At 40.4% G+C, this 20,003-nt stretch carries 19 protein-coding genes; all 19 read left to right on the top strand.

Annotation, left to right across the window (positions count from 1 at the left end; all coding sequences use genetic code 11):
- The first annotated feature begins 23 nt into the window (after window positions 1–23).
- The 19 genes from AC0YOD_RS05940 to AC0YOD_RS06030 all read left to right on the top strand — a co-directional run bounded on the left by AC0YOD_RS05940 (window position 24) and on the right by AC0YOD_RS06030 (window position 19,832).
- Window positions 24–2,492: a PfkB family carbohydrate kinase gene (locus tag AC0YOD_RS05940; RefSeq protein ID WP_475798291.1), complete on the top strand. Its 2,469-nt coding sequence runs from the start codon at window positions 24–26 to the stop codon at window positions 2,490–2,492.
- The gene (locus AC0YOD_RS05945; protein ID WP_475798292.1) at window positions 2,489–4,765 is read left to right on the top strand and encodes a GH32 C-terminal domain-containing protein; all 2,277 of its coding nucleotides are present in this window, start codon (window positions 2,489–2,491) and stop codon (window positions 4,763–4,765) included. Before AC0YOD_RS05940 ends, AC0YOD_RS05945 begins: the two co-directional genes overlap by 4 nt.
- A gap of 180 nt (window positions 4,766–4,945) precedes the next feature.
- The gene (locus AC0YOD_RS05950) at window positions 4,946–5,218 is read left to right on the top strand and encodes a hypothetical protein (RefSeq protein ID WP_475798293.1); all 273 of its coding nucleotides are present in this window, start codon (window positions 4,946–4,948) and stop codon (window positions 5,216–5,218) included.
- 394 nt (window positions 5,219–5,612) lie between these two features.
- Complete coding sequence (locus AC0YOD_RS05955; protein WP_475798294.1) at window positions 5,613–6,191, top strand: TetR/AcrR family transcriptional regulator; 579 nt, start codon at window positions 5,613–5,615, stop codon at window positions 6,189–6,191.
- Between the two features lie 292 nt (window positions 6,192–6,483).
- Window positions 6,484–7,182 (top strand): SDR family oxidoreductase, encoded by a 699-nt coding sequence (locus AC0YOD_RS05960; RefSeq protein WP_475798295.1) that lies wholly within the window; start codon window positions 6,484–6,486, stop codon window positions 7,180–7,182.
- 100 nt (window positions 7,183–7,282) lie between these two features.
- Entirely contained in the window at window positions 7,283–8,356 is a 1,074-nt protein-coding gene (locus tag AC0YOD_RS05965; RefSeq protein WP_475798296.1) for an alkene reductase, read from the top strand.
- Between the two features lie 143 nt (window positions 8,357–8,499).
- Window positions 8,500–9,498, top strand: a complete 999-nt coding sequence (locus AC0YOD_RS05970) for an NADP-dependent oxidoreductase (RefSeq protein ID WP_475798297.1) — start codon at window positions 8,500–8,502, stop codon at window positions 9,496–9,498.
- 771 nt (window positions 9,499–10,269) lie between these two features.
- Window positions 10,270–10,620, top strand: coding sequence for a hypothetical protein (locus AC0YOD_RS05975; RefSeq protein ID WP_475798298.1), 351 nt, complete (start codon window positions 10,270–10,272; stop codon window positions 10,618–10,620).
- A 237-nt stretch (window positions 10,621–10,857) separates the two neighbouring features.
- On the top strand, window positions 10,858–11,772 hold the full coding sequence (locus tag AC0YOD_RS05980) for a phosphotransferase (RefSeq protein WP_475798381.1): 915 nt from the start codon (window positions 10,858–10,860) through the stop codon (window positions 11,770–11,772).
- Window positions 11,773–12,194: 422 nt separating this feature from the next.
- The gene (gene lepB / locus AC0YOD_RS05985; RefSeq protein WP_475798299.1) at window positions 12,195–12,710 is read left to right on the top strand and encodes a signal peptidase I; all 516 of its coding nucleotides are present in this window, start codon (window positions 12,195–12,197) and stop codon (window positions 12,708–12,710) included.
- 894 nt (window positions 12,711–13,604) lie between these two features.
- Entirely contained in the window at window positions 13,605–14,054 is a 450-nt protein-coding gene (locus AC0YOD_RS05990) for a hypothetical protein (protein WP_475798300.1), read from the top strand.
- A 199-nt stretch (window positions 14,055–14,253) separates the two neighbouring features.
- Window positions 14,254–15,096, top strand: coding sequence for a tyrosine-type recombinase/integrase (locus AC0YOD_RS05995; RefSeq protein ID WP_475798301.1), 843 nt, complete (start codon window positions 14,254–14,256; stop codon window positions 15,094–15,096).
- A gap of 120 nt (window positions 15,097–15,216) precedes the next feature.
- Window positions 15,217–15,672, top strand: coding sequence for a hypothetical protein (locus AC0YOD_RS06000; protein WP_475798302.1), 456 nt, complete (start codon window positions 15,217–15,219; stop codon window positions 15,670–15,672).
- A 159-nt stretch (window positions 15,673–15,831) separates the two neighbouring features.
- Window positions 15,832–16,215 carry an SMI1/KNR4 family protein gene (locus AC0YOD_RS06005; RefSeq protein WP_475798303.1) on the top strand — a complete coding sequence of 128 codons (384 nt, stop codon included), beginning with the start codon at window positions 15,832–15,834 and terminating at the stop codon, window positions 16,213–16,215.
- Between the two features lie 180 nt (window positions 16,216–16,395).
- On the top strand, window positions 16,396–16,698 hold the full coding sequence (locus AC0YOD_RS06010; protein ID WP_475798304.1) for a hypothetical protein: 303 nt from the start codon (window positions 16,396–16,398) through the stop codon (window positions 16,696–16,698).
- Between the two features lie 212 nt (window positions 16,699–16,910).
- A complete protein-coding gene (locus AC0YOD_RS06015; protein ID WP_475798305.1) occupies window positions 16,911–17,468 on the top strand; it encodes a DEAD/DEAH box helicase family protein in 558 nt (185 codons plus the stop codon).
- Window positions 17,469–17,706: 238 nt separating this feature from the next.
- Window positions 17,707–18,615 carry a hypothetical protein gene (locus tag AC0YOD_RS06020; RefSeq protein ID WP_475798306.1) on the top strand — a complete coding sequence of 303 codons (909 nt, stop codon included), beginning with the start codon at window positions 17,707–17,709 and terminating at the stop codon, window positions 18,613–18,615.
- Window positions 18,616–18,873: 258 nt separating this feature from the next.
- On the top strand, window positions 18,874–19,167 hold the full coding sequence (locus tag AC0YOD_RS06025; protein ID WP_475798307.1) for a hypothetical protein: 294 nt from the start codon (window positions 18,874–18,876) through the stop codon (window positions 19,165–19,167).
- 275 nt (window positions 19,168–19,442) lie between these two features.
- Window positions 19,443–19,832, top strand: a complete 390-nt coding sequence (locus AC0YOD_RS06030) for a hypothetical protein (RefSeq protein WP_475798308.1) — start codon at window positions 19,443–19,445, stop codon at window positions 19,830–19,832.
- The last annotated feature ends 171 nt before the right edge of the window (window positions 19,833–20,003 follow it).

Consider the following 20,003-nt stretch of genomic DNA (forward strand, 5'->3'; position numbering starts at 1 on the left):
TAGATGATAGGTGGGGAGAAACTATGCTTGATGTTATCGCCATAGGAGAAGTATTGATAGACTTTACTCCGGCAGGGCGTTCAGTCGGGGGGAACGAGCAATTTGAATGCAATCCGGGAGGGGCTCCGGCAAACGTAGCCGCTGCACTATCCCGATTAGGTTCCAGAACAGCATTGATCAGCAAGGTCGGAGAGGATCAATTCGGTTCCTTGCTGCACCGAACACTGCTTTGCAGCGGTGTTGATGTATCTGATGTATCTTTCACAAATGAAGTAAGTACAACGCTAGCCTTTGTTCATCTGGATGACAAAGGGGACAGATCGTTCAGCTTCTTCCGTAAGCCGGGAGCAGATACATTCTTGGACCCTACGGATGTCCCGCTGGACAGGATTGAAACCTGCAAAGCTTTACATTATGGCTCATTGTCCATGACACATGAACCGGCACGTAGCGCAACCAGAACGGCAGTTCTCAAAGCTAAGGAATCAGGAGTGTTGCTCTCGTTCGATCCGAATATCCGGTTTTCGTTATGGGAGAGCACGGAGGAAGCCAGACAAAATATTTATTGGGGCATGAATTATGCCGATATTTTGAAAATATCGGAAGAAGAGCTTTCTTTTATCACAGGTACCAGCGATGTTGAAAAAGGTTCAATGGAATTGGCGCAGCAATTTGATATTAAACTTGTTGTCGTCACTCTAGCGGAAAAAGGCTGCTATTACCGTTTGGGTGGCCAGGATGGATATGTACAGGGTTTTGAGGTCAATGTTATCGACACGACAGGAGCAGGCGATGCTTTTCTTGGATGCTTGTTATATAAAATTCTGGAAAACGAAAGTTCTTTGCATGATCTAACCGACAAGCAAATGATTAGCATGCTGACCTTTGCCAATGCTGGAGGAGCGTTAGTTACAACACGAAAAGGGGCTCTTGGATCTATGCCGACGACAGATGAGATTAACCAGAAGATAGAGTCCGATCAACAGAAAAATGCCGAGCGTTTCAGACCAGGGTTTCATTTCTCGCCTCCCTCCAACTGGGCGAATGATCCGAATGGATTAGTTTATTATGAGGGAAGCTATCATCTTTTTTACCAGAATCATCCTTACAGTAATATATGGGGGCCGATGCATTGGGGTCATGCTGTAAGTAAGGACCTGATTCACTGGGAGCACGCACCTATTGCTTTATTTCCGGATGAGCATGGGGCTATTTTTTCCGGATGCTGTGTAGTGGACTGGAAGAATAGCAGCGGATTTTTCGAAGATTCCCATGGACTTGTTGCGATCTTTACCCATGCGGATATCAATCCGGTGACGTGCCAGCCTCGCCAGCGGCAAAGCTTGGCTTACAGTCGCGATAACGGCCAAACCTGGCACAAGTATGAAGGGAATCCAGTCCTAGCAGAGGATGATCTGATAGACTTCCGGGATCCGAAGGTATTCTGGCATCCGCAAAGTGAGCGGTGGGTTATGGTTATTGTAGCAGGAGACCATGCCAGGTTCTATGGATCCACAAATTTGCTTGAATGGTCGCTGACCGGCGAATTCGGCAGTAGTGACGGCTCGCATGACGGTGTTTGGGAATGCCCTGATCTATTTGCATTGCCAGTTGATGAGACCGGATTATCTAAATGGGTGCTTATCATAAGTATCGGGGATCATCCTGATTGTCCGGAAGGATCGCGTACACAATATTTTATTGGAGAATTCGATGGACATACGTTTATTAATGATAATCCGGCTGAGAATATCCTATGGCTGGATCATGGCAGAGACAATTACGCGGGAGTTACTTGGTCGGATATTCCTGAGCAGGATGGACGGCGTGTAATTATTGGGTGGATGAGTAATTGGAAGTATGCCAACAAGACACCTACCGGTTCCTGGAGAGGCGCAATGACCCTGCCCCGCACCTTGTCGCTAACCAGCTTGGATGAGAGGGTAGTTCTGACCCAAATGCCTGTCCGGGAAGTTACGAAGCTGCGCAAGGATTCCATGAGTTGGAAGGCAGTCACAGTTACGCGGGATGTCCCGTTTTTGCAACGGACAAATATGGATCTGCTAGAGATTGAGGCTGAGATCGATGTCCGGTTGGGGGGCGAGGTACAGGTTCATCTGAAATCCTCTAGTCAGAGCGAAATCATAATCGGATATGACCCGGCTGAGCAATGGCTGTTCATCGACCGCTCAAAATCAGGCGTAACTGATTTTCACTCTCAATTCGGATGTAGGCACGGTACAGGTATTGCTGCTGTGAATGGACGACTCAAGCTTCATATTTGGCTGGACCGCAATTCGGTGGAAGTGTACGCGGATCAAGGGCTGGTTGTGCTGACAGATCAGATATTCCCTGACGCACCAATTGAGAAGTGTGAGATTAGTACGAAATCAGGGCAGATTGTAATAGATTCACTTCAGATCCATACTCTTGAGTCCATTCATAATCCGGCTGGCACAACTGCGCAGACTGTAGGGGGGAATGAGGCATGAGCCGCAAAGCTGACGACCTGGGGTTAATGATGCATTGGGCTTTTGACGAAGGAAACGGAGCAAGTGCTCTGGAGAGCGTATCCCAAGTCCGAAATGAAATTCAATATGTATTTAATCAAGCCGAATTTACCGAACCGCGCAATCCGCAGTGGACACAGGGAGTGACGGGAAGCAGTCTCCTCTTCGATGGTTACTCAACATACATTTCCCATCCCATGCACGGAGAAGAGAGAAATCCCATGACGATATCTCTTCCGGCACTAAGTATAGGAGTATGGGTGGCGCCACGCTTCTATGATTGGGGTCATGAAGGCAAACTGACTGCCATTGTGAACCGGCATGATATGGAGCGCAAACAGGGTTATCTGCTGGGTATGTTCCGGCACGGCACCTGGTCCTTTCAGGTTGGGCTGGAAGGAGGCGAGTGGAAAGAAATTTGGTCACCGGACGGTTACGAACTGCCCAAGAATCAGTGGTCTTATGTGAACGCTGTGTTTGATGGTAACGGGGGTGAACTCAAGCTGTATTTGAACGGTAGTGAGATCGCTTCGACGGGCTTACCCCGCGGTTCACGGTTGGCAGAGGCGGTCGGGAAAGAACTGCTCATTGGCAAGAATAATCACAGCAGCATGCTGGCAGGCGTGTTCAGCCTTCAGATGTTCAGCGGAATTATCGATGAGCTCAAGATTTATAACACTGCCCTAAGCATGGAAGAAGTGGCGGCTTCATATCGGCAAGTGCTGGATTCCCACAGGGAGATGCATCCTCAATTAAAATACGATGATATCAAGCTTGACAGAACGCCCCTCCTGTCGGACCGACACAGACCGCAATATCATGTCAGTCCACCTGCTCATTGGATGAACGAACCTCATGCGCCGATCTTTTTTGACGGGCAATATCATTTGTTCTATCAGCATAATCCATTGGGGCCGTTCTTTTATCATATCCATTGGGGACATTGGGTAAGTGAGGATTTGGTACATTGGCGTGATCTACCCATAGCCTTGGCTCCTGAAAAGGATCAGCTAGCACCGGACGGAATTTGGTCGGGAAGCGCGACTTATGATGCAGACGGCTTGCCTGTCTTGTTCTTTACAGCGGGAAATGACAGTGCTTCGCCGAATCAGAGTGTAGCGCTTGCCCGGAGCACTTATTCCCAAGATAAAGACCCGGATTTGGTTAAGTGGGTTAAACATCCGGATCCACTCATCGTACAGGAAAAAGGAATGGGCGCATTCGGAGATTTTCGTGATCCTTTTGTCTGGAAGGACGATGATGGTTGGTATGCCTTGGTCGGGTCGGGAATCGAAGGCGAAGGTGGAGCAGCGCTTGGGTTTGCATCAAAGGATATGCTGACCTGGACGTACAAAGGGCCATTTTATCAAGCAGATATTCAGAAGTCCCCGTATCTTGGGCCTATCTGGGAACTTCCTGTGCTTCTTCCTCTTGGTACCGATAAGCATGGTCATAATAAACATCTCCTATTGGTCAGTCCGGTAGGAAAGGGAGCCGATGTCGAAGTATTCTATTGGATTGGACAACTTGATAAACACAATCTTTCATTTATTCCAGATCAAGTAGAGCCAGAACTGATTGACGTCGGAGATTTCCATTTTACCGGGCCGAGTGGAATGGTGGATCCGAAGACAGGCAGAAAGATTATATTTACGATAGCTCAAGGCAATCGGACATCTGAGCTTGAATACCAATCGGGCTGGGCCCATAATGGTGGATTGCCGTTAAGTGTGTATCTGAGGGATGACGGGCGGTTGGGAATTGAGCCGATTCAGGAACTACAGTCCCTGCGTGGTACTAAACTGCTATCGATTCGTGACAAGTCTTTGGCTGAGGCAAATCTATCGCTAAGGAATGTTCGAGGTGACATGCTTGAGATCCAAGTGGAACTGGAACCTTGTAATTCTACACAACTTGGAATCAAAGTTCGGTGTACGTCGGATGGAGAAGAAGAAACGCTGCTGTATTATGATTTTAATGAAGCTAAGCTCTTGGTAGACCGAACAAAAACGACACTGGATCCGGGTGAAAAGTGTAGAGGGATTCAAGGTGGTAAGCTGGAGCTTCAAGGGGAGAATCTGAAGCTTCACATCTATTTGGATCGTTCCATGGTCGAAGCCTATGCCAACGGTTTGAAAAGCCTGACGACCCGGGTATATCCGAGCCGAATGGATGCCTTAGGTTTAGAAATATGGGGAGATGGCGAACCACTGATTAAATTCGTTGAAATATGGAATATGCAGTCTAATTGGTAACAGAAGCGCTTTGCGCTTCTTACCAATTTGTTCAGACATAAAGATTTGCAACTGTTTGAAATCGCTTTAATTGGTTACTCTCCTTTCATAATTATTTACAATTCATCCTTTTACAAGGAGAGCATTTCGAAATTAGGTGTCGAAGTTGCACGAATGAAAAATTATGAAGGAGGCTCTTGAATGAGAAAATTTAAGAGTAGAAAACCTTGGATATCCAAAGTAGTGATTTTGGTTATGTTTCTCCAGCTTGTTACTCCCGTAATTTCGGCAGGCGCTGATCCAGTGACTAACGCAGGAGAAGCCCCTTTTCACAAGGAAAACAAGGGACTGTCTGTTACGGACGCAGTCTATCAAATTGAGAATCCTGGTTTTGAAACAGGTGACATGACGGGCTGGACCGTTATGAGAGGGAATGCATTTGGTCCAAATAGCATATCAGTGGAATCCACCTAGTGGGCGGAACAAATCCCGTATAACCAGGAGGGCACTTATCATTTAAACGGCTGGAAGTATGACGAGGCTAAAAACGAGCTCTACATAGACAATTAATTTAAAGTTTCTTGAAGTAATCCGGGAGTATAACTCAGGTCTGAGGAACAAAAATCTCATCAGACTAACAAACGATAGATGAGGTTGCTAAACAAACCAAAGTACTTACTACCGAATGAATACATGATTAAATGCAATAGAGCGAGAGATGGAAGAACTGTCTAACAACAAGCTTACTTACTTGAACTATAGGTCGTTACACTGCATATGATAATAATTGGAATGAGCATTATGATTCGCTCATTCTTTACCGATCGTTCTCAATATGTTATATTGAGAATGGGAGGAGGGAAATGGGATGGCAAGAAGCAAAGAATTCGAAGAGAGCATAGTACTGGATAAAGCGATGAAGCTATTTTGGAAACAAGGATATGAGAAGACATCCTTGGCTGATCTGGTGGAGCATATGGGGATCCATCGTAGAAGTTTGTATGACACGTTTGGTGACAAACATATGCTGTTTCTTAAAGCTATGGATCGATTTTGCGCTAAAATCAATACGGAACTTACAGGAGTAGTTAAACGCTCCGAGACTGCTGAGGAGGCTCTTCAGTTGATTATTAGTTTCATGATAAATGGTGAAGAAGACTCACCATCTGGCTGTTTAATGGTGAATTCGGCAGTGGAATTGGCAATGCGCGATGCCGATGTAGATTCCAAGTCCACTGAATCATTTACACTATCAGAGCAAATGTTTAAGGATATTATTCTATGGGGGCAGCGGAATGGAGAATTCACCTCAGATTATGATGCCGGAGAACTCGCTGAACATCTGCATGCTGTATGTGTAGGGTTGAGGGTAATGACAAGAACCTCCATTCCCAAAGAAAAACTTCACCGTACAGCCAACATATCCATAAAACTTTTTGTGAAATAGTTTGATATCTTTAGAATGATTGTTCTATTATGTGTAAGTCTAAGCTGTTTTGTGAAGTTTACACTTAAAAGGACAACATTTCTTATTTCGTTTTTAGAATGATCGTTCTCGAATAGTGAGTCAACAAAGTTCCTTTCATGAAGGGATCATACTTATACATATTCTAGAATGATCATTCCCGTATTTTTAAGATTTCTCTCCGCCCAACACTTTAAGGAATTCATCACTTGCGTATTTTTAAAGAGAAAAAGAATATTGTACCAAAACACCATAATAGAAGGAGCAACCTATAATGAAAATTTCTGAACAAATCGCATTTGTCACCGGTGCGAACAGAGGCCTTGGCCGAGAGCTAACGCTTGAACTACTATCCAGAGGGGCTAAGGTTTATGCTGGAGCGAGAATTCCAGACTCCATTAATATTCCCGGTGTAATACCTGTGAAGCTTGATATTACGAACTCTCAAGAGGTAGTTGCAGCTGCTAAGGTTGCTAAGGATATTACACTTTTAATCAACAATGCAGGATCGTCTACAGGTGCTTCCTTGCTTGAAGGTGAGCTTGATCAAATACATTTGGAGTTTAATACGCATTTCTTTGGCACACTTTCCATGGTTCGCACTTTTGCACCGATTTTAGCAAATAACGGTGGTGGCTCGATTCTGAATATTCTTTCTGCATTATCTTGGGTTAGTTCGGGAACTGTCGGCGCTTATACGGCTGCAAAGGCAGCATTGTGGGCATTGACGAACGACCTTCGTTTAAATCTACATCCTCAAAATGTGCGAGTAGCTGGATTACATGTGGGCTTTATGGAGACAGACATGACGTCGGGCTTAGAAGTTCCCAAGTCCAACCCTGCGGACATCGCTAAAATTGCTATTGATGGTATAGAATCCGACAGCTTTGAAATTGTTGCGGATGATACGAGCCGACATATCCAAAGTATTCTTGCCGGTGGAGTATCTGCTATATATCCACATTTATCCTAATACAAAGTAATAATAAAGTAATTGGTGCAAGTTATCAATCTAATCAATAACAGCAAGAACCATACAAAATGGTAACGATTTTTAAAGAGGAGTGTAAAAAATGGATAAATTGTGGAGCAAAACAAGAATCGGAGAATTGGAATTACCTCATCGTTTAGCGATGGCGCCCATGACACGTAGTAGATCGAATGAAGATGGTACACCGGGAGAGTTAACTGCGCTGTATTATGCTCAACGAGCGTCAATGGGACTCATTATTACAGAAGGTACACAACCTTCTGATGATGGTCAAGGGTACTTATGGTCACCTGGAATATATACGGATAAGCATATTGAAGGATGGAAAAAGGTTACCGATGCAGTGCATGAAGCAGGTGGATATATGTATATCCAATTAATGCATGCCGGTCGCATGTCGCACCCAGACAATACACCACATCATCGTCAACCTGTTGCGCCATCTGCAATCGCGCCAGGTGCAGAATTGTTTACAGCTAAAGGTATGCAGGACATTCCTGTTCCGCGTGAGTTAAGTAAAGAAGATATTCAAACCACTATTTCCGATTTTCGAAAAGCAGCAGCTGCGGCTATTAAAGCAGGTGTAGATGGCGTTGAAATTCATGGAGCCAATGGTTATCTGATTAATCAATTTATCGGAGAAAATTCGAATACACGGACGGATGAATACGGGGGATCTATAGAAAATCGTACTCGCTTCGCGATTGAAGTAACGAAAGCCATCGTCGAAGAAATTGGAGCAGAAAGAACAGGCTTCCGGATTTCGCCAGGGACACCTCTTGGTGGGATACAAGATGGTGAACAAGGCCCTGAACTTTATCGTCATCTTGTAAAAAAATTAGCTCAGTTGGATTTAGCTTACCTCCATATCATGCATCTTGGAAACGAAGAACTGCTCCAAGACATTCGCTCAATCTGGACGAATCCTTTGTTAGTCAATCGTGCTGGACGAGCTCTGGAGGATCTCAGCGTGGATATAGATAGTGGCCTTGCTGATCTGGTGCCTGTTGGTGTATGGTCATTAGCCAATCCGGATTTAGTGGAACGACTTCAAAAAGGTGCGCCATTGAATGAAGCAGATCCGACAACATTTTTTGGTCTGGGAAGCAAAGGTTATACGGATTATCCCACAATGGTAGAATTAGAAACCCAATAAGGTAGTATTAGAGAATACGGTAATTAATGGCGTACAACTGAAAATTGTGCGCCATGATTATCTATTTGAAAAAAATTGGTATAGACTCAGTGATCGTATTCATTGTGTTCTATCCCAAAATTAGCAAAGGAAGAGGACGAAACATGAGAGCAGCACAAATACAGAGATATTCAAAGAAAATCCAAGTGGAATTAAATGATGTTAACATACCTGAAATCAATAGTCATGAAGTACTTGTCAAAGTAAAAGCTGCAGGTGTAAATCCACTCGACATTCTTAATTTGAATAGCAGCGTTCGATTGATTGCCGACTATGAGTTGCCATTAACTTTAGGAAATGAACTATCTGGTGTTATTGAAGCGGTTGGCAATGATGTTTTGAATTTTAAGGTTGGTGACCCTGTGTATGCGAGGTTACCACTTGCTAAAATCGGTGCTTTTGCTGAATATGCGGCAGTGAATGAAGATGCCTTATCCATCATGCCTAAAAATCTATCTTTCATTGAAGCAGCTGCGGTGCCCCTTACTGCCTTGACTGCTTATCAAGCGTTACACGTCGTACTCAATGCCCAACCGAATAAAAAACTATTCATTCCTGGAGGAACCGGCGGCTTTGGCGCTATGGCAATCCCCATTGCCAAATCAATGGGGTTATATGTAATTACAAGTGGCAGTGAAAGAGGCAGATCACGTACACTGTCTATTGGGGCTGATCAATTCATAAATTATAAGGCAGAGAACTATGCTGACATACTGTCCGATATCGATTATGTGATCGACACCTTAGGTACCAAAGAGATTAAAGCTGAACTTGGTATTTTAAAACCACATGGGAAATTGGTGTCATTGAAAGCTGGACCTAATTATCGGTTTGCGGTTGACAATCATTTTCCGATGTGGAAAAAAGCATTGTTTGGTTTAGTGGGTGCTCGCTTAGATTTATTAGCACATAAAAATCAAAATGAATATCGTTTTTTATTCGTACAAGCCAATGGAAGTCAATTACAAGAAATCACTAAACTTATTGAAAATGAAAATATAAAGCCCTCAATAGATTCATCTTATACGTTCGATGACATTAATAAAGCGTTGGTTAAGGTGTCGACGGGCCACTCCCAGGGCAAAGTGATTTTGACCTTTTAATCAAAGTGTACTGAAAAAACAAGTAGGGGGAGCTTCAAAATGAGAAAGACAGTCCTTATCACAGGAGTATCCGAGAGCGGAAATTTGGAATTCAAGCGACGCCCATTGCTAAGGACGTAACTGCAACCGGGGTTCCTGAGGAAATTTTCACTGTGCTTAAACATTAATAATGCCCGGAACTCGAAACCGGTTCATCGCGTTTTTGCCGCGGTTGCTGCCACGTAAGATGATGACCCGTATTATTAGATCCTCACAGGATAGAACGGGTCATTAATTCAATAATAAAACTATAAATATTGAATTATCCACTCTTAATGAGCGAGAGTCCTCATTATCAAGCAAGACATCATTATAATTACTATGTAATCTACATACACAAAAACGACAGAAACCCGTAAGTATTTCTACTAGTATTAATATGAAGCGTCACAGTCGAAGGAGTCATTTCATATGAATACTGAATTGAAGCTTGGGCAAGTGCATAAACTTATTAGAATACTCCTTATAAAAAAATGATGTCAGAGAACAACAACATATATGTATTGGAAACTGCCTAAACAGCGGTTTTTTTGTTGTAAGGATATATGTTCATGTCCAAGCCTGAAGACAAGAACATATATCCTTGGCCGAGATTGAAAAGAACATATACTCATAACCGATTAATCTTGAGATAAGGAACTATCATTAAGCTAACGGGCAGGATAGTTTAATCACTTCGCGAATATTTGAAATATGAAGAATAATTGATATTACAGGATGTGTTATTAAATAATGAGCCTACATTTGGTACCTTTAGAAATTCCATCGGATTGGACTGTCGTTTGTAATCATTTTTTCGAAATTAATCCTGATGACTTTCATGACGAATCATATCCTTATGAATTGGAACTACACGAGGATATATTCTATTTTAGAAATGAAAAGAAAGGATTGATTTTGGATTTAGGGTGGTATCCATCCATGAGTCCAGAAGGTGCGTATACATTATATTTAGTGAAAATTGGTGACGAAGAAACTGGACCTGAGTATTGGGACAACCCTATTTTGAAATATCGTTCCCGTAACATTAACGAGATAACTAATAAAATCCATGAAGTCCTCAATAAAGTTGCTAAAGAGTAGTCTGAAACGTCTGAAGGAAAATAAATCATTGAAGTAACAGGACACAATAGTTGAACGACAAAAGAAGCCGTTTGTAGTGGTTGCTGCTCCTTTTCTTTATTAAGCTAACGGGCAGGATAGAGGAACAGACGGTAAGGTTGTTCTCGAACAGAAGAACAAATTAATGATATGATGTTGTAAATGGAACAGGCTAGTCGAGCCTATTTTCTATTTTCGTGAGGGAGTCGATAAATGGGTATGGGAAGTACGAATCAATGGGATGCGGAATGGGAAGTATCAGAAGAATTGGCTCATAAATTAATAAGCAGTCAGTTTCCGCAGTTAGCTTCACAAAGCGTACAAAAACTAGGATACGGCTGGGATAACACTGTTTTTCTTGTCGGGGTCGAATATGTATTTCGCTTTCCAAGAAGAGAAGTTGCAATTAATCGTTTAAGGATGGAAGGAAAGATACTACCTAAGCTTAAAGATTATTGTTTCATTGCATATTCGTTACCGCTATTTTTTGGGGAAGGGGATTATAATTATCCTGCACCTTTCCTAGGCTACCCCTATTTATCAGGAGAGTTTCCAATCGGATTAACTGACAAGCAACGTGCGGTATCAGCAACAACGCTCGCGCAATTTTTAAAAAGCTTACATGCATTCCCTGTGCAAATTGCCCAAGAAAATGGAGTTCAACATGACCATAGAAATTTGATTGATATTGCAATGCGTAAAGAAAAGTTGCATAAATTCATTTCCGACCTTGCCCTTCATTTTACTGAAGAAGAGTATCGTGAATTATCGAACTATTTGGAACAGCTTGGAACTGAAAAAGTGAAACCCAAAAACGTATTCCTCCATGGAGACCTTCATTTTAAAAATATGCTGGTAGACGAGAATGGAATAATTTCAGGGATTATCGACTGGGGAGATATCAATATCGGACATCCTGCTTGCGACTTGAATGTCGCGTATAGCTTTTTGCCTCCGGATGCGCGTTCAGACTTTTTCAAAGAATATGGGGATGTCGATGAAGAAACGAAGATATTAGCTCGATTGATAGCCATATACATTCCCATTTTGATCATGATGCAGGCAATTGATTATAAAGATGAAAAGTTAGTTGCTGAAGCAAAAGCGATCATAAAACGTGCTCTCGCTGATTAAGAAATGTCATTCCGCTAACTGGGAACGATAGTTGAGTAGCACATTGTTGAGCAGGCGCTAGCAGCCTGCTCTTTTTATTAAACTAACGGGCAGATTACTTCAACAACTGTTCAAGCAAGAGAAGGTATTTTGAGGGTTTAATCGATTAAGACAACTTATAAATGAGGTTATATCTATTATTAAGTAACTCAATACAACATGACAGCAGCCGGTAATGAATCCGCTTCTATTATTCAATAAACAAACGGGCAGATTAATGGAATTAGTCCGTAACGTTATTTGCTGCTAATGAAATGAGGGAAAAGAGCGTAACCTTCGAACCTTAGGAAACGTATAAAGGAATAGTTAATGCAACCAATTTCATTTAATAATCGTTAATAAAAGATAATAAGTTCGTTGAAATGGAGAGGAGAGTTCAATTCATGAAAATAATTAAAAGCTGGGGAATAAGCTTTCTAATTGCAATCGTTGCGTCATTGACTATTAGAACATTTGTCGCAGAAGCTATGATTGTTCCGACTGGTTCGATGCTTCCAACCATTCAAATTAATGACCGATTAATTGTTGAGAAAATAATATGGATGGATGATTATCAGTTTGGTGATATTGTTGTATTTTATCCACCTATAACCGAGAAAGTTAATGAAAGGTATGTAAAAAGACTCATAGGAACTCCTGGTGATGTGATTGAAATTATGAACGGGGCACTGATTCGTAATGGTGTAAAAGTATCCGAAACTTACTTAAACGAGCCAATTCGGTATGAATTTGGTCCGATTACTGTCCCCGAAAACAAATATTTTTTTTTAGGCGACAACCGTAATGATAGTTTCGACTCTCATTCGTGGACTACCCCTTTCGTGGATAAAGAAAGGTTGATAGGGAAGGTAGTTATAAAAATTCCAACGCATTTAATTGATAAGAGGGATTTAAGGTAAGCTTATTACTATCTTAGCTTCGCTCCGCTAACGGGACACGATAGTTGAATAACAAAAGGGCTGCCACCTGGCAGCCCTTCGTCGTTAAATTTAGTTTTTATCAAACTTTATTTTAAAAATACTTGGTCTCCTTAACGAAAAACCAAGGGGATGTAGCTTTAAAAATTATCAAACTTTATTATAAAGCTACAACCGTTCATCTCAATTGTTGAACTAACGGGCAGTTTCACGTAGCAACCTATTCCAACAAATGGTATTTTATAGAAGAGCTACTTGCTAAAAAAGTAAATAAATCATTGAGGTGGTATTATGCTTTCGCAAAAGTCATAGATATCTTCCCGAACTGTGATACGGGTTCCCCATGTCCACACCTAATTTCCAATTCAAATAAAGCAATATTGATTTATTATATTGCGGGTGATCAGGAACAAATTGCACTTATTGAATTCATCCAGTGTTATGGACTTAAAATGACTCATATTAATGATGAGGTTCTTAATGGTCATCGCCTTTGGAAAAAAGGTCTACAATTTTATAGCGGACACATAATAGAACATTCAAACTGGATAAGTGACGAAATGAAAGTTCACAGTGTCCATCCTCGGCATATAGCAAAAAACTGGGAGGACAGAACACATTATCTTCTGACCTTCAAAGACGAAATCTATGAATTTATCGCTACTGATTACCAATTCACGGTTTATACAAATTCTATTGACTTTGTTTTACTTGAGGGATTGAAAAGAATTAGTCAGTGAGTAGGATTCATTCCGCTAACGGGGAACGATAGTTGAACACCGAAAGGGCTATTTTTAAGAAATTATAAGTAAAGGACACTCGCATGAATTTATGAAACACAATTACCAAGCAGAACATAGTATCGGATGTGAGTACATGGCAGAAAGAGATATTACCTGTACCAGTGTAGGGGTATATGGACACGCAATTACTAAGGGTAGGTTTTATGAAGTAGTCGCTGAAGATTATGAAAAGTTTAGAATAATCGGAAATCAGAAGAGAAGAATATGGATCGCTAAATACTATTTCTCTGAGGGGAAAGTGGATGTACCGATACTACAAAGTTGGAAGTTCGATGATGAATTGGACTCTTTTGATCTAATCGAAGTAACGATAACTTTTAATAATGGAATGAAGAGATGGTGTTTGGTAACCACCCCAGAAAGATTAGTAAAGCATTTTGAAGAACCTAATCTAGATCCACCAGGTTTTAATATTCAGCATTTAATAATTGTGAAGACCATGAATACTGAAGATGTTGATAGTACATTGAAATACCTAGATGCTCAAGGAGAAATAGAAAAAGCAACAATATTATTAGGGTAGATGAATCGAAGAAGACGCCGACATCTCATAACACCCAATTCACACTTCGGGCCATTCGACACTCGGTCCGCTCGAGGCATTTCGAAGATTTTTGACCCGATCTTCATTACGCTAACGGGACACGCTAGTGCAATACAACGATTAAAACCTCCCATTAGAAGCAAACCTAGACTTATTAGGCCTAATGGGAGGTTATTTTATGAATTTAAGTGAATTATGGAAGCTGTATGAAGCTGATAAACGGATTCAGGGATTTAGTCCACACACATTAAAAGCATACGCCTTACAGCTAAGGATGCTATTTGGAGAACTTGGTGATCTTGATATTGGAGAGGTCACATTACAGTTGCTTAAGGAATACTTATCTAAGCAATCCGGCCGGTTGAAGCCAAGCAGTTTAGGACATCGTATCCGCTTTATTCGTTCTCTTTTTCGTTTTGCATATGAAGAAGCATACCTCACATCGAACCCCTCTCTCAAATTAAGAGAGCCTAAGATGGATAAACGCATTCCTAAATTTTTAATCGAGGAAGATGTAATCCATCTGAAGATTTCTTGTCTATCCACTCGAGAACGAGCTTTGCTTGAATTTCTATATAGCACCGGCTGTCGTGTTGGAGAAGTACAGAAGATAAACATTGAAGATCTAAATTGGGAGAATTGCTCTGCAATTGTTAACGGAAAGGGCTCCAAACAAAGAGAAGTTTACTTTACTATTGAATGCAAGGTTTGGTTGAAAAAGTACCTGGCGAGTCGAGAAGATTCGTGTAGAGCATTATTTGTGACGAATACAAATCCTACCCGACGAATGGCAATTCCTACGATCAGGTGGTCATTAAAGCGGCTTGCAACTCGGGGAGAGATGGAAGCTAATGTGTATCCTCATCGTTTTCGTCATACCTATGCATGTCAATTACTTGATAATGGGGCACCATTGGATTTCATACAAGGCATGTTGGGTCATGAGAAAGCATCGACAACTCAAATATATGCACAGTTGCGCGGAGAGCGGAGACGAGAACTATATCGCCGCTTCTTCTAGCTTCTCCTTGTTTTTATTAAGCTAAAGGGTATTTTAGTTTAACAAATATTAAAATAAATCTCCTCTTCGAAACCATAAATTGTAGAATTATGTAAAACATTAGAAAGGAGTTTAGTTGAAATGATTTATCCTAAAATTGTATTGATTGCAGTATTGTTATTACTCGCAGGATGCTCAGCAGAAAAACCTATTCCCGAGAACAAAGATTGGGAAGTCAGCCATCTGTTTAAATCAGGTGCCTATACGATGATAGGACAAGAAGGGAAATTGGGGATTATTTATGATGATGGTGAAGTAGTCCGTTTTTATCCAAATAAAAAACAAAAATATATGTGGCACTTTTGGGGAAAACCTGAAGAACTACAAGGTTCATTAAAAGTAATGGGTATTAGCAAAGAAACAGGAGAAAAAATCACTGTAATTGAAGCCTTAGAATTAGGTGGACCTAATAATGGAGCTGACGGACACACTCCTTCACAAATGTCATTGCCTTCACCTGGTCTTTGGAAATTAGTTGCTTATATCGGTGAAAAACTTTTTGGCAGTATAACGGTTCAAGTACACGATCAAAAATGAAGAATTATCGTTAAACTAACGAGGAACGATAGCTGATACAACCCACGACAGCAGCGGGCTAAACGATTGGTTATTGATTGTATTGAAGTAGCGGAAGTTTAGTGAAGATGAAGGTTTAACTTATATATAAGAGGTGGGAAAAGAGTGCTAAAAAGTTATTTGGAGAAATTCCAAGTGAACGGACCCATTCTGAATAAAGAAATTGAAAATGTAGAAGTCACGCTTCGTCATAAATTCCCCACTGATTATGTCGAGTTTATGTTAAAGTCAAATGGCGGAGAAGGTACGATTGGTGACAATAGTTATCTGAGATTATGGAAGATGCAAGAAATTGTTCAAGCCAACAGGGAATACACTGTTCAAGAGACTGCACCTGGACTTATTTTAATAGGTTCGGATGGTGGCGGAACTGCTTATGGATATGACTTCAGAAGTGACCAACCAAAGTTAGTTGAGGTTGATTTTATAGGCATGGCAATCGAAGCTCCATTTTTCAGCACAGATAAATTCTCCAATTTTATAAGATATCTCTACAACTACTGATCCCGAGCAACCAACCTTAACTCCTTAATAATAAATGATCGCTGTTTATGAATGCTTCGTTAAACTAACTGGGAACGGTAGTTGAAAACACACATGAATGAGCAGGTGTTGCGATGTGCTCATAATTTGAGTAGAAGCTATCTGAAATACTCTGAAAGAGTTGATAAAATCATGAAGACAGTGGGAAAGGTAAAAATATATTTTCTGACTATTGATGAAGGCGGTCAGAGTAATATTCCAGTTCGTAACTTCTCAACACCCATCATCTTTGAAGAAGATAGGGAATTAATAAATGGCTTATGGAGTGCAGTCATTGAATTTCACAATTCTCCAAACATTCAAAGAGAGTCAACTGCAGACTTGTATTTGCTTTTCCATGAAAAAGAAGAAGCACCAAATTATTTAATCAAACCTGGAATGAAATTTGAATTAATAACAAGTAGAGTGATAGCCAAAGGGATAATTGAATCATTAAAAAAATAAAGCCGTAGAGCGATGGGGCGACGTGAGAGCTAATACGTAATCTGAAAATAGAAACTGTTATTCAACAAACGGTAAACTATAGCTTCATAATCATCAGAACGAGGCTGCCGATATAAATCGGCAGCTTCGTTGAGCTAACGAGCAGTTTAGTGCAATAAAACTTGACCAATTGTAGTACTATTATTAAAATAACTTCGAAAAGTGGTGATATCATGAAATTTGTTTTGATATTTGGTCCTCAGGCAGTAGGTAAAATGACAGTGGGGCATGAACTGGAAATGATATCTGATTTAAAATTGTTCCACAACCATATGACGATAGAATTGCTGGCTCCTTATTTTGGCTTCAGTAGTGAAATGTGGGGATTATCGGATAAATTCCGTCAGGATATATTTGAAGCGACCGCCGCCAGTAATATGTATGGAATGATATTCACATATGTATGGGGATTCGATTTGCAGAGCGATTGGGATTATGTAGATAAAATTTGTAAAATATTTGAGGATCAAGGTGCGGATGTCTATTTTGTTGAGCTTGAAGCCGATCTTGAGGAGAGAATAGAGCGTAACAAGACTCCCCATAGACTTGAACATAAACCGACAAAGAGAGATATCACATTCTCTGAACAGGATCTAAAACAGACAATGGAGCAACATCGATTGAACTCGTTAGAGGGAGAAATTAAAAAAGAAAACTATTTGAGAATAAACAATACGAAAATCAACGCTCGTGAAGTTGCTGAAATCATAAAAAATGGATTCGCTATATAACGATTCTTGTTAAACTAACGGGGAACGTTAGTTCAATAAAATAGCGGCAGTTTAGACTTTGATTTTTAGTCTATGGCTGCCGCTGTTTATTTTATTGGGGTCAGTCTAATACTTAATTTCCTTTGAACTGTATTTAATCACCTGTAATATTTCATCCACTTAAGGGTTAGCATTATCGACTTTTACACCTTTAATGGAGCTAGTATGGTAGTATGTCCATGTAGTGCCAGAACCTTTTGTGGAAGAGTTTAAGAAGAGGACGGAGCAGTTAAATGATAAAAATCGGATTTTAGCCCGGATTAGCCGTAACGGGGATGTTATCATGATGCGTAGCACGGCTACATCTCAGAAAATTAATATCCGTTTCAAGACGATTGGCCGAGGTGTCGCTACTACCATTACAGGATTTTGTGGCCATCATGACAAAATACTCTTCCAACCGATCGAAGATACGGACTATGTAGGGACAGAGGAACAACGTTTTCTGTTTGCATATCGAGCGTTTGCTTACGAGCACCATAAGAAAATGGAAGCTAAAAATGCTTATAAGAACATGGGAGATGATAAACCTAGTCTTTTGAAAGATGAAGATCATAGAGCACGAGGTATTGGCTATGAATTAGCCATAAAAGATAATCTGCGTACCAAAAAAATATTCGATGCCGCGATCATGAAAGGTCAGCATGACATTTTAGAAACAATGGAGTTTAAAATCGAAGGTCCGTCTAACTTTGCAGTTTGTTCTGGATTTAATTTGGAGTTTGATTTAGAAGGAAATAAGGCCAACAATTTACTTAACTTACAAGACGAAATGAGCATGCTTTTACTTAACGTCTTTCCGCAATCTGACCAAACAATTGTGCTGATCAGTTGGTTAAAACAGGATGCTTCGACTTATAGAAAATTCGCACAACAACTTAACGCCCTTTCACCTACACAATTGATTCAGGTATTAAACAACATAATTCCTGCTTACTGTGAAAATATAGTTTACTCCCCTGACTTTATTGAGCAATGCAACGAAAAAGAAAAAGCAGCACTTCTTGATATGATTTCAATAAATACGTTAGTTTCTGTTACTGAAATAAGCAAGAGGAAGCCGCTACGCCAAACTGAATATAATTTATTCTCCAACGATAAGCCATAATACATAAAATAAACCACTGAATCGGTAATTACTCTGGATTGGCGGTTTTTTTATATTTAATTGTCTTCCTTATCTGTTAGGTGCTTTACCGCTGTAATAAGCAAATTCATTGTCAGTAGCGTGCGAAGTCTTAGACTAACACTATTAAGCTAAGTACGATAGCTTAACAATTAACAGGTAGCTGTCGGATTGAAACGGTATCTCGTTGAGATATCGGGCAGGACCACAAGGCGGCTCCATTCGTTTGTTAAAGGATTCTTGAGTAAAGAAAAAAGATTAACTAATGGAATCGGGATGAGTTATTATGTATGTATCCTTAGCTTTATGGATTGGTACCAACCAGTCGTGATGCCTATGTTAGTTGAAATTGATGGCTATTTTCACCGAGTTTATGTTACAGGTGCCAAATGTACTAAACAAGAATTAAAACAAAAGTATATACAAGCAAAAAGGCAGACTTCTGATATTAAGATTTACCCGATGTATTTTGCAGGCTCCATAGTTTTGAGCAATTACCTTTTGATAAAGATGAAGAGGTTGATTTCGTTATAGATACTGATACGGATAGGATATATAAAACGATTTATTGAACTAACGGGGAACGTTAGTTCAACCCACCATGGAGCAGTTGCATCGCCAGCTGCTCCATTTTTTCATTACGCTAACGGGCAGTTTAGTTGAAGAACGTTAAAGGGATTAGGTTGCTGTATCTCGAATGAATATTATCAAAAATATGATTTGAAGTGTGCTGCGTCGTGATCAAACATAGTAGCATAGTTAACGGAGAGACCCTAAAAGAATTTAAAGACATAATGGGTACTAATTTAATGAATAATGCAGCTAATACATGCACAATTGAGCAGCACTTGTCTGTTGCGAGTGTTTTTTGGCCAGATATAATTGAAGTAGGCGAATATATTTTTATATCAAACTTTTTCAATGGTGAAGGAAGTCTAAAAGAAATCAAGAAGAGATTCAATAACGATAGAAGACAAGTCGAGAAATGGGTAAACAGTTGGTCTATCGGAGATTTTTTCATAATGTCTTATGATGAATCGGTTGAAAACGAAATTATTTTCATGGAGTTTGCTCGAGTTCTCAAGTCATTATGGGAAATCAGGCTTACACATCTATTCCCTGAACGTAAAATAGTTGTTGAAATAGATTATGGATTAATGGGCGAGTCAGGTTTAACGATTGTAGTTTACCAAGAATAAATGTAAAAATTCTCCCAACAGCTTAATGACATGGGTAATTATATTTATTATTTCATTCAACTAACGGGTAACGTTAGTTCAACAAACAAGGAGCAGATTGCTACGGTGAACTGCTCCTCTTCTTTATTAAGCTAATGGGCAGGATAGTTCCAATATGTGCTAAATTATGGG

This window comes from Paenibacillus sp. J31P13 (assembly GCF_056269295.1).